The organism is Aquiflexum sp., from assembly GCF_977115555.1.
In genome coordinates this window covers 1-11,740 of sequence record NZ_CDSBKL010000101.1, presented here as the reverse complement: position 1 = coordinate 11,740, position 11,740 = coordinate 1, and the positions used below count along the sequence as shown (strand labels likewise).

7 protein-coding genes and 1 pseudogene are annotated in these 11,740 nt (G+C 41.2%); 7 read left to right on the top strand and 1 reads right to left on the bottom strand.

Features of this window, described 5'->3' with window-relative positions; all coding sequences use genetic code 11:
• From ACZFYI_RS08265 to greB, 6 genes and pseudogenes are all read left to right on the top strand, one after another.
• Positions 1-1,486, top strand: a pseudogene (locus ACZFYI_RS08265) (hypothetical protein); the annotation flags it as partial.
• A gap of 81 nt (positions 1,487-1,567) precedes the next feature.
• Positions 1,568-3,310: a glycoside hydrolase family 3 protein gene (locus ACZFYI_RS08260; protein ID WP_462523650.1), complete on the top strand. Its 1,743-nt coding sequence runs from the start codon at positions 1,568-1,570 to the stop codon at positions 3,308-3,310.
• Positions 3,311-3,357: 47 nt separating this feature from the next.
• Positions 3,358-4,623, top strand: coding sequence for a glycosyl hydrolase family 17 protein (locus ACZFYI_RS08255; protein ID WP_462523649.1), 1,266 nt, complete (start codon positions 3,358-3,360; stop codon positions 4,621-4,623).
• A 74-nt stretch (positions 4,624-4,697) separates the two neighbouring features.
• The gene (locus ACZFYI_RS08250; RefSeq protein ID WP_462523648.1) at positions 4,698-7,043 is read left to right on the top strand and encodes an MFS transporter; all 2,346 of its coding nucleotides are present in this window, start codon (positions 4,698-4,700) and stop codon (positions 7,041-7,043) included.
• Positions 7,044-7,048: 5 nt separating this feature from the next.
• Entirely contained in the window at positions 7,049-7,933 is an 885-nt protein-coding gene (locus tag ACZFYI_RS08245; protein ID WP_462523647.1) for a glycoside hydrolase family 17 protein, read from the top strand.
• A gap of 217 nt (positions 7,934-8,150) precedes the next feature.
• Complete coding sequence (gene greB / locus ACZFYI_RS08240; protein ID WP_462523646.1) at positions 8,151-8,666, top strand: transcription elongation factor GreB; 516 nt, start codon at positions 8,151-8,153, stop codon at positions 8,664-8,666.
• 131 nt (positions 8,667-8,797) lie between these two features.
• On the opposite strand, the gene ACZFYI_RS08235 is transcribed toward greB, so the two are convergent.
• Entirely contained in the window at positions 8,798-9,682 is an 885-nt protein-coding gene (locus tag ACZFYI_RS08235) for a sulfite exporter TauE/SafE family protein (protein ID WP_462523645.1), read from the bottom strand.
• 222 nt (positions 9,683-9,904) lie between these two features.
• Here ACZFYI_RS08235 and ACZFYI_RS08230 point away from each other — a divergent pair.
• On the top strand, positions 9,905-11,740 hold a 1,836-nt coding region (locus tag ACZFYI_RS08230), incomplete at its 3' end, for a WD40/YVTN/BNR-like repeat-containing protein (RefSeq protein ID WP_462523644.1).

Sequence of the window (11,740 nt, the reverse complement as noted above, 5' to 3'; positions counted from 1 at the left end):
AGCGCAAGACGATCTGTCTTTGGAAGATGTTGTTTTGGATATGGAAAGTGGGGAGGAGGTAGTTTTACCACCACCTGTACAAGAGACCCCTCCGGCAGTTGAGATTTCAGAAGAATTGATGACTTTTTTTAAGGGCGTATCAGAAACGCTTTTGAAAAATAAATCACTTTTAGATGCCTCTTTTGGCAACGAGGACCGCAAAAGGATCTTAGATGGCCTAGGATTGGCAGGCAGTAATTATAGAACTCAGATTTACGATCATGCTTTCAGTGGCAATCAAGAAGCCATTCAGATCCAAGACCTTAGGGATTTCACCCAAATATGCCTTGCCTATTTGGAACATAGCATTCGTGCAAACAAAAGACAAGACGGCCTATATCATGGCTATAACCTGATGACAGTTGAAAATCAAGAAGAGATTTCTGTTTCTTACCTGAGTGAAATGTTAGAGGGTCAGGTAGCTGTTTTAAGCTCCGGCTACTTGTCATCTGCTGAGGTGTTGGATTTATTGGATGTCTTGAGAAGTAGTGCACTTTATAGAGAGGATCAGAATAGCTATATCCTCTATCCCAATAAAAATTTAAAAGGGTTTCTTGAAAAGAATAACATTTCTCAAAAGGCTATTTCCAGTTCTTCAATACTCATGATGCTTCTCAATGAGGGAAATAAGCAGATAGTAGAGAAAGATGTGAACGGCGGTTATCACTTTAATGGGAATTTTAAAAATGCCAATGACCTGAGAATTGAATTGGAATTACTTTCCAAAACCAATTACAAACAGATCAAAGAATCTGAGATAAGCAAAGTCCTTGAGATATTCGAGGAAATTTTTGACCATAAATCCTTTACGGGACGATCAGGGACATTTTTTGGCTATGAAGGTTTGGGATCAATTTATTGGCACATGGTTTCTAAGCTATTGTTGGCTGTACAGGAATGTTGTCAAGAAGCAATCCAAAACAATAAAAATGAGAAGTTAATAAATAGGCTTCTACATCATTATTATGAAATCAATGAAGGGATCGGACTTCATAAATCCCCTACCCTATATGGTGCTTTCCCGACTGATCCATATTCACATACTCCCCTTGGTAAAGGCGTACAACAACCGGGAATGACAGGTCAGGTAAAAGAAGATGTTTTAAGCCGTTTTGGAGAGCTGGGAGTTTTTGTGAGGGATGGCAAATTGGGCTTTGACATTGCGATGTTGAGAAAAGAAGAGTTTCTAACCGAGCCAAAAACATTTAAGTATGTAGATGTCAACTCAGAATGGTTGGAATTAGGGTTAGAGCCGGGATCTCTAGGTTTTACTTATTGTCAGATTCCTATTGTCTATAAGCTTGCTGATCAGACTGAACTTGATGTAATTATGAAAAATGGCTATATTTCAAAATCTCAAAACTTAAATCTAACTGAGGAAATGAGCCAAAGTATATTTGGACGTACAGGCGATATTGTTCAGATTATTGTTCATTTAAATATGTAGACGTTAATATAAATACCAATATTTCCGCCTAACCTGATATTTGTTGCTTATGTTTAATTAGTTTTGGATAGTACCGACCGGATGGGTAAAAAAGTAAATGCTTTTCAGATTATTGAAGAAAAAATCGACGCTTTGATTGCTGTGATGACTATCGATGAAATGATAGGTCAGATGACGCAAGTAAGACACTTTGATGATATCTCAGCAGATGATGTCGAGACCCGGTTCATAGGTTCGGTTATCCATACCCAAGGTCCGCTGCCTGGAGAGACAGCTGCAGATTGGCAAGCCAAATTTACGGGTTTACAAAAACAAGCCCTTTCCACACGTTTAGGAATTCCTTTGTTGTTTGGCGTGGATGCTGTGCATGGCCAAAATACTTTTGAAGGGGCTACGATTTTTCCACATAACATTGGTTTAGGAGCTTCCGGAAATCCCGACTTGGTTCGGCAAGCCGCTGCCATTACTGCCACAGAGACACAGGCAACAGGATTTAATTGGGTTTTTTCACCTTGTGTGGCTATACCATTTAATGAAAAATGGGGAAGAGTTTACGAGGCTTTTTCTGAAAGCACGGACATTACCACTGAATTGACGAGGGCTTCAGTCCGTGGACATCAAGGTGATCTTCTCCAAAGTAACAGTGTTTTGGCCACAGCCAAGCATTTTATTGGGGACGGTGCTACTGATTTTGGGGTCGAAGGAGGAAATTCATCCTTATCCTTAGATGAAGTAAAAGCAAGACTTCTCCCCCCCTATCAGGCTGCTATAGAGGAAGGTGTAGGTGCTGTGATGGCTTCCTTTAATACATTAGATGGTCTTTCTATGCACGCACATAAGGAGTTGATCACTGATCTATTAAAGGGCGAATTAAAATTTGATGGGATCGTGGTTTCAGACTGGAAGGGATACTCAAGGTTTGGAGAAAACGATATTATCAATGCCGGAATTGACATGGTAATGGCTGTCGATGGAGATCTGGAAGGATTTCAAAAAGGTCTCAAAGATGCTGTTGCAAATGGGGTGGTTTCATTAGAAAGGATTAAGGATGCCGTACGTAGAATATTGAGACAAAAATTCCGACTTGGATTATTTGACAATCCTTTTCCTGATAAAAAACTCATCAAAAAAATCGGCATAAAAGCACATCGCGAAGTAGCTAGGCAAGCCGTCCGAGAGTCTCTGGTTTTGTTAAAAAATAAGAATAATACCTTACCTCTTCAAAAGGACGCTAAAATAGTAGTGGTTGGTGAATTTGGAGATAACTCAGGATTGCAGTCAGGTGGTTGGACTGTAAACTGGCAGGGAACCAATGAAAACTATCAGGGAGCAACCACGATTTTGGAGGGATTTAGAAAAATTTCAACTGCTGAGGTAGCTTACGACAAAGATGGTAGCGGAAATGTGGATGCAGATATTGCCGTGATTGTAGTTGGAGAAACTCCCTATGCAGAGTTTTTTGGGGACATTGGAGGAGAAATGAACGCTTATCAACTTACGCTTACAGAATCCCATCAGCAATATATCAAGACCTATGCGGAGAAAGGGATAAAAGTCGTCATGGTACTTATTTCCGGGAGGCCTTTGGTTGTCACTCCTCAGATTGAACAATCAGATGCATTCGTTGCGGCCTGGTTGCCTGGGTCTGAAGGCCATGGCATTGCTGAAGTACTCTATGGTGATTATGACTTCAAAGGGAAACTACCCCACTCTTGGCCAAAATCGGAAGAGGATTTCCGAGGGAAATACGGTCCAAACTATTGGGATGATTCGATAAAACCCCTGTTTCCAATGGGGTTTGGCTTACGTTTCAAAAAGTCTTGATTTAATGAGAAATGAAATTGAAATAACCATAAATAAAAGGAATTAGTATGAAGTCATCATCAAAATTAGTTATTGCAGGTGCAATCTTAGCTTTTAGCTTTGGTTGTAACCAAAAACAAAAAGAAGAAACGAATCAACTAACCAAGAAAGAAGTGACAGCAAAAGAAATCTTAGGCAATCCTGAATACCAAGCGATCTCCTATGGAGGATACCGTGAAAAATCAAGAGAATTTCAGCCTACCATTGAGGAACTTAAAGAAGATATCAAGATCTTATCCGCTATGGGAATCAGGATATTGAGAACCTATAATGTACAACTCCCCCATGCCTCAAATGTGGTCAAAGCTATCAGTGAGCTTAAAAGCGAAAATCCCGATTTTGAAATGTATGTAATGTTGGGTGCCTGGATAGATTGTAAAAATGCATGGACGGATGAAAACCCTGATCATAACCAGGAAAGTGAACAAAATGAAGGTGAGATTGCAAGGGCTGTAGCACTTGCCAGTCAATACCCGGACATAATTAAAATATTAGCAGTAGGAAATGAGGCAATGGTTACCTGGGCAGCAAGTTATTATGTACAGCCTTCCGTCATCCTAAAGTGGGTTACTCACCTGCAAACTTTGAAAGCAGATGGTAAACTTCCAAAAGACTTATGGATTACCTGCTCTGATGATTTTGCTGCATGGGGAGGCGCTGATCCAAGCTATCATACCGAAGATCTTGAAAAACTGATCAAGGCCGTGGATTATATTTCCATGCATACTTATCCCTATCACAACACCCATTATTACCCTGTTTTTTGGCATGTGACTCCTGAAGAAAGCCAATTATCAGATATAGAGAAAATTGATGCAGCGATGTTGAGGTCAATAGGCTTTGCAAAAGCACAGTACAATGAGGTGCAGAAGTATGTCAAAAGTCTGGGAGTGGATAAACCGATACATATTGGCGAAACTGGATGGGCTTCTGAATCAGACGGGTTTTATGGACCTGAAGGTTCTCGGGCTTCCGACGAATACAAACAAGCACTTTTTCATAAGCATATGAGAGAATGGACCAACTCATCAGGAATTACCTGTTTTTATTTTGAAGCATTCAATGAGCAATGGAAGGATGCCAAAAATCCTCATGGTTCAGAAAACCACTTTGGGCTATTTACCCTCAAAGGAGAAGCAAAATATGGACTTTGGGATTTGGTTGACAAAGGCACTTTTGATGGTTTGACCAGGAATGGTAATCCAATAGTAAAAACCTTCAATGGGGATAAAGAACAGCTCATGAAAAATGTAATGGTAAATCCGAGCAAGTAAGTCCAAACACATATCATTTTATAACAACCAATAACAATAAAAATTTCCAAAACCACTAACAAACCCAAGTAACTATGTCAACCACTTCGAGTAAAGTCCCTATGGGTCAAAAAATTGCCTTCGGCGTTGGTATGTTAGCCAACCAAATGTTTCCTGCTTCACTGGGGATATTTATGGTGGTACTAGTTCAAAATCTGGGATTCCCCGGCTGGATGTGGGGAATCGTATACTTTATCCCTCGTGTCCTTGATGCGGTAACAGACCCCATTATGGGCTTTATCTCAGATAACACCAAATCCCGATGGGGCAGGCGGAGACAATATGTATTTCTTGGGGCTATTTTGATGGGTCTTGCTTTTTCCGTGATGTGGCAACTTTATGGGGATAACAGTGTGAATTATAACTTCACCTATTTCCTATTTGGCTCTTTTGCCTTTTACATCGGACTTACTATTTTCAGTGTACCCTATGTAGCCATGGGCTATGAAATGAGTGAGGATTTCCATGAGCGCACCCAGATTATGGCCATAGCCCAATGGATTGGGCAGTGGGCTTGGGTGATTGCCCCGTGGTTTTGGGTCATAATGTACGAGCCAAGTTGGTTCCCCACCCCGGAGGCTGCCACACGTGAATTATCGATTTGGGTTGGAGTTATATTTGCATTATGTGCCATGGTTCCTGCCATTTTTATTCCCAGCAAATCTACCAAAAATGAAAATTTCTCACCGCTGACATTCAATGCAATAGGTGATAGTATTTCCCAAATCGTCAGAGGGTTCAAAGAAGCCTTTTCCTCTACACCTTTTAGGAAATTGTGTATTTCCACATTTTTCATCTTCAATGCATTCAATACTGTAGCAGGTTTTGTCTTTTTTATAGTGGTTTGGCATTTGTTTAAGGGCGATGCCGGGGCAGCCGGCTATTGGACGCCTTTATTCGGAAGTATCGGTGCGTTGGTCACTACCTTTATTGTCATTCCTGTGGTAGCTAGGATGTCTAGGAAGATTGGTAAGAAGAATGCCTTTATGGTATCCCAAGGCATCGCCTTGGTAGGCTATCTTTCTTTATGGTTTCTTTTTGTGCCTGGCAAACCTTGGATGTTCATCTTTTCCCTTCCGTTACACTCTTTTGGAATCGGTAGCCTTTTTGTCTTAATGATGTCCATGACTGCCGATGTGATCGACTTAGACGAACTGAATTATGGAAAACGAAGGGAAGGGGTATTCGGTGCCATTTATTGGTACATGGTGAAGTTCGGGTTTGCTATAGCAGGCGGTTTGAGTGGCTTGATTCTGACGGTAGTCGGTTTCGATGGAAATGCAGCAGTGCAGCCTGAAGGCGCCGTAGATGGCCTGAGGATTTTCTTCTCTGGGCTGCCGATGTTAGGAACCATAGCTGCCATGTACCTTATGCACGACTACGATGTGGATGAAAAAAGGGCCAACGAAATCCGGGAAGAATTAAAAAAGCGTAAAGAGTCTGAGCCCAAGCATGATGCTACTAATTCGGACTATCAAGTAGAAAAATCCATTTCACTTACAGCCGATGATAAGTTGGCAGTTGCTAAACTGCAAAATAAATTCCTTGGCAAATCAACTGCTGAAATCAAAGCAATATTTGCCCAAACCCTCAAGGAGGGTTTCCATGGAATGTGTTTCAGTCCGTATCTCGAAGGACAGAATATAGGCGACATTCTATCCGAAGAACAGATTAAGCGTAGGATAGAAATCATTTCGCCTCATACTCAATGGGTACGATCTTTCTCTTGTACCGATGGAAATGAACTCATTCCAAAAATAGCCCGAGAAAAAGGTTTGAAGACCATGGTCGGTGCTTGGCTTGGTACTGACAAAGTCAAAAATGAAGCGGAAATAGCGCAACTCATCCATCTGGCAAAAGAAGGGCTTGTTGATATAGCCGTGGTAGGCAATGAGGTCCTTCTTCGCAGTGAACTAACCGAAGAAGAAGTACTCGATTACCTAAAACGCGTGAAGCATTCACTTCCCAATGTGCCAGTAAGCTACGTAGATACCTATTTCCAGCTTTCCCAGCGATCAGAAATCTTGGCAAACTGTGACTTGATTCTGGCCAACTGCTATCCTTTCTGGGAAGGCTGCAATATCGATCAAGCGCCTACCTATCTGCAAAAAATGTATGAAACGGTCAAAAATTCTGCTAACGGAAAAGAGGTTATTATTACAGAAACAGGCTGGCCGGACTCAGGGGAAAATCTAGGAGCAGCAATGCCTTCTCCTGAAAACACGATGAAATACCTCATTGCCTCCAACGAATGGGCAAAACAAGAAAATATAGCCTTGTTCAACTTCTCTTCATTCGACGAACCGTGGAAAGTTCACCATGAAGGTGAGGTAGGACAAAGCTGGGGAATTTGGAACAAAAACGAAATCTTAAAATACTGATTACTATGTCATTTAATGCTGATAAAATTCTGGCACTTGCCGGAAAAAACCTGCAAGGATTGTCTTACCAACAATTAGCGGAGTCATTTCAAGAACTGCTTCAGGATGGCATGCATGGCCTTTGCTTTAGTCCTTATGTGGAGGGGCAAGAGCCGGGAGATACTCTGACCGAAGCGCAGATACGCAGAAGACTAGAAATTATCCGTCCGTACAGTAAATGGGTAAGGTCTTTTTCCTGTACCGAGGGGAATGAGCTCATTCCGATTATTGCCAAGGAAATGGGCATGAAGACTTTGGTTGGTGCTTGGTTGGGAAAAGATGATCAAATAAATCAAAAGGAAGTAGAAGGCCTTATCAAACTGGCGAAAGAAGGATACGTGGATATCGCCGCAGTAGGCAATGAAGTCATGTATCGTAAAGATCTCACAGAAGATCAGCTTTTGGATTTTATCGAAAAAGTAAAGAAAGAAACTCCTAAAACTCCGATTGGCTATGTGGATGCCTACTATGAGTTTGAGAAACGACCTAGAATCACTGAGGTCTGCGATGTGATTTTGGCCAATTGCTATCCTTATTGGGAAGGCTGTGCGTTGGATTATTCCCTACTGTACATCAAGGATATGTATAACCGGGCTCTGAAAGCGGGAAATGGCAAAAAAGTAATCATCACTGAGACGGGTTGGCCGAGCCAAGGAACTCCCCTTTACGGAGCAGTTCCCTCCGATGAAAACTTCATGAAATACTATATCAATATACAAACCTGGTCAAAAATGGACTCGGTAGATATCTTTTATTTCTCTTCATTCGACGAATCCTGGAAAGTAGGCGCCGAAGGTGATGTCGGAGCTTATTGGGGACTTTGGGACAAAGACGAAAAGCTTAAATATTAATCAAATTAGGAATAAAAATATCACTGTAATTTATGGGAAAGGTTTAATTACATAACATTTACTGTTCGGTGCTGTAAAAGCACATGATCCCATCATAATCGGAAAAGCTACCTGCGGTGACATCCCAAGCGCGAAAACCAAAGCCATACAGGGGGCATATAAACCTATCCCATCATTATATTATCTTGTGAAAATTTTCAAAGTAAGATCATTTATCATGAGGAGAAAAATCCCAGAGTCAACTCTACCAAAACTCAATCGCTCACAATTTATTACTTCCGAAGGTTTACAAAAATTAAAGGAAGAACATGATCATTTGTGGCGAGTTGAACGTCCAGACGTTACCGCTAAGGTTGCATGGGCCGCAAGTTTGGGAGATCGTTCAGAAAATGCCGATTACCATTACAACAAAAAACGTCTTCGAGAAATTGATAATCGCCTACGCTATTTGCGTAAGTGTATTGATGACTTTAAAGTGATTGACTACCACCCCAACCAAGAAGGAAAAGTGAATTTTGGTGCTTGGGTAGAAATTAAAAACGAAAAGAAAGGTCTTCAAAATCGTTTTCGTATTGTCGGTTACGAGGAGTTAATAGGTAACAAGGATTATATCTCTATGGACTCTCCCATGGCTAAATCGCTTCTTGGTAAATCTGTTGGAGATGAGGTGATAGTTAAAACCAAAATGGGTGATTTTGTATGGAAAATTCTTAAAATAGAGTACCAAAAGTAGTTTTGCTAATCATAGCTATAAGGAATTGCTTAGCATAAAGTAATATATAATACACCTTTTTTTCTTCGTGTTGGTAAACTGCAGTTCTTCTAATTCATTTTTCCTGATTGTAATTTCAAAATAATTCCAAATCACTTTTTCTTCAAATCCATACTCAATTCCTTTTGAACCAATCCAGCTCTCAGCATCACTGTTGAGGTATAAAGTATTACAACAATCACTAGCCATCTGAGAATATCCAACGGCAACGATTTCACTATAAATGCAGCAATCAATACCGCCACTACTCCCGGGATTGCCATCGCTACAGCCGCTTTCCTATTGTACGCCCCTTCTCGAATAAAACGAATGGATGCGGGCGGCATCAAAAAAGCACATGATCCCATCATAATCGGAAAAGCCACCTGTGGTGACATCCCAAGCGCGAAAACCAAAGCCATACAAGGGGCATATAATCCAATTCCGGCAGTCATTAAAGCTCCAAGGAAAAAGTTTGCAACAATTGCAATCAGAAGTTTACCTCCTTCAAGACCAATAGCGTCTCCCCCACCCTGTATCCAATCCAAACTGCGGGCAAGCATAAAACCCGCAGTAATAAGCAAAGCAAATCCCATAGTCAGCCGGATTTTTCGTTCAGAAAGTTTTGAAATTATACCTGCACCTACGATGGCCCCGATAGCAGCTGAGATTAGCATTAGAATAAGGGTTTTTGGATCGACTTCAATGATCGTTATAAAAATCAGAGCCTGTAACAAAACAGGGAGCGTATTGGCGACATTCATAGTACCTGGAATAAGCTTATCCTCAGTTTGTTTGGTAAATTTTAACAAGGCTGTTTGAGGAGCAAAGGCACCAATTCCCAGCACATCAAAAAAATTGACCACAAAACCGATGATTGAAGTTTTTCTCCAGCTACTTGGTTCCAACCTGTTTTTATGTCTGAGAAAATCCCTCGTCAAAACAACACTAAACCAAACCGTAAGGATGGCGAGTGAAATCCAAATAAATGCCACCATAGGGTCTAGCTAATTAGAAATAATTATATTGCTTTATAGTGAATCCTTCCTACCATTACCAAGTAAGAATTTTCCATGAAATATATCAATAAATTGAACAGAAATTTAGCAATTGAAATAACCATAGTGGCTAACATTATGCTACTTATTTTTTCTTCCACTACGCTTTTTGCTCAACAGCCCCTCTCTCCTTTGGAAGCTTCCTTTCAAGATTATAAAAAAATGAAGGAAGAAACCAGTTTCAAACTGGATTGGATATCATTAGGACCCACAGTCAATTCGGCACGTGCTGATGTAGTTCAGGTGGATGGTTCACATCCCGGTACGATGTATGTCGGATTTGGGTCAGGTGGACTATGGAAAACCACCAATCATGGTCTGAGTTGGAATTCTGTTTTTGATGAGCAGTCTTCAATCGGTATCGGGGATGTTGAATTGGCACCCTCTGACCCAAGTATCATTTATCTAGGAACGGGAGAAAACCTTAAGAAGCCAAGAAATTTCACTTTGCCCGGTACGGGGATGTACCGGTCTGATGATGCAGGCCTTACTTGGCGCAACATTGGTCTGGAAGATTCCTGGGCAATTGCGGAGATTGAAATTCACCCAACTAATCCTGACATTGTTTTCGTTTGTGTTCTTGGACATCTTTGGTCTAAAAATCAAAACCGGGGATTATATAGAACGATCAACGGAGGTAAAACTTGGGAACATGTATTGTGCAAGGATGACATGACAGGAGCAAATGAAATTGTTATCTCACGCTCCAATCCGGAAATCATGTATGCTTCCTTATGGGAAATATTTCCGGGAATAAGTGGAGAAAACAGCGGTGTCTACCGAAGTTCTGATGGCGGAGCAACATGGACTGCTTCTACGAAGGGATTACCAAGTGGACCTAAAATTGGACGAATTGGTCTCACGGTTTCCCCGACCAATCCTGACAAAGCTTATGCGTTGATTGACAATCTGAACAATCCAAGAGACGAGGCCGCCGAACTTTACAAAACAGTTGATGGTGGATTGAACTGGACAAAAACCCATTCGGAGCCATTTAAAATATTTCCAGGTATCGGTTGGTATTTTACTGATGTGTATGTAAATCCCATAAATGACGAAGAAGTATTTTGTCTTGGCGTTCGCCTTGCACATAGTCTCGATGGCGGCAAGACATTTTCCTTTATTGGAGGACAGGTCAGCCGCATGACCCCGAGCTTAGCCCAAGGCCTCCATCTTGATCAATGCGAATTATGGATTAATCCTGAAAATCCCAATCATTTGGCTTTGGGCAATGATGGTGGATTTTATGTGAGCTATGACAAAGGATTGTCATGGGTTCATTACAACAATATTCCAACAGGTGAATTTTACGATATCACGATAGACCAATCTGATTATACGATTTATGGAGGAACGCAGGACGATGCCACTGTTTATGGCCCGGCAAAGGAATTAAATACAAAATTTCCTGATCCATGGAAATATGTCTGGATCGATCCTTGGGATGGTGGCGATGGCTGTGTAACCCAAGTTGACCCGGAGGACAAATCCATTATTTATTATAGCCGTCAACATGGAGATGCGATGAGGTTAGACAAATCCAAAGATGTGGCTGTTTCCATAATGCCTACGCTTCCCAAGGAAATGAAGGATACGCTTGTATTTAACTACATGACACCTTACTTCTTGTCCGCCTACAACAGTAAAACTTTATACCATGGAGGAAATTACGTTCTAAAAAGTACTGATCGGGGTGATACCTGGGGAGTGATCAGTCCCAATCTTACTAACTCTTCATTTGAAGAAAAGAAATCATTTGCCACTGGCACAATTGTAGAATCGCCAACAGAAAAAGGATTGCTGTATGCAGGAACCGACCATGGCGCTTTTTGGGTCTCAAAAAACGATGGTGTGATTTGGGAAGAACATTCAACCGGTATTGCGAACAACTATATCCGAAGCATCTCTCCTTCCAACCACAAAGCATCCCGTGTTTACATGGCCATGACCGGAATAAATTACGATGATCTGAATAAGTATGTCTATGCTTCTGAAGAT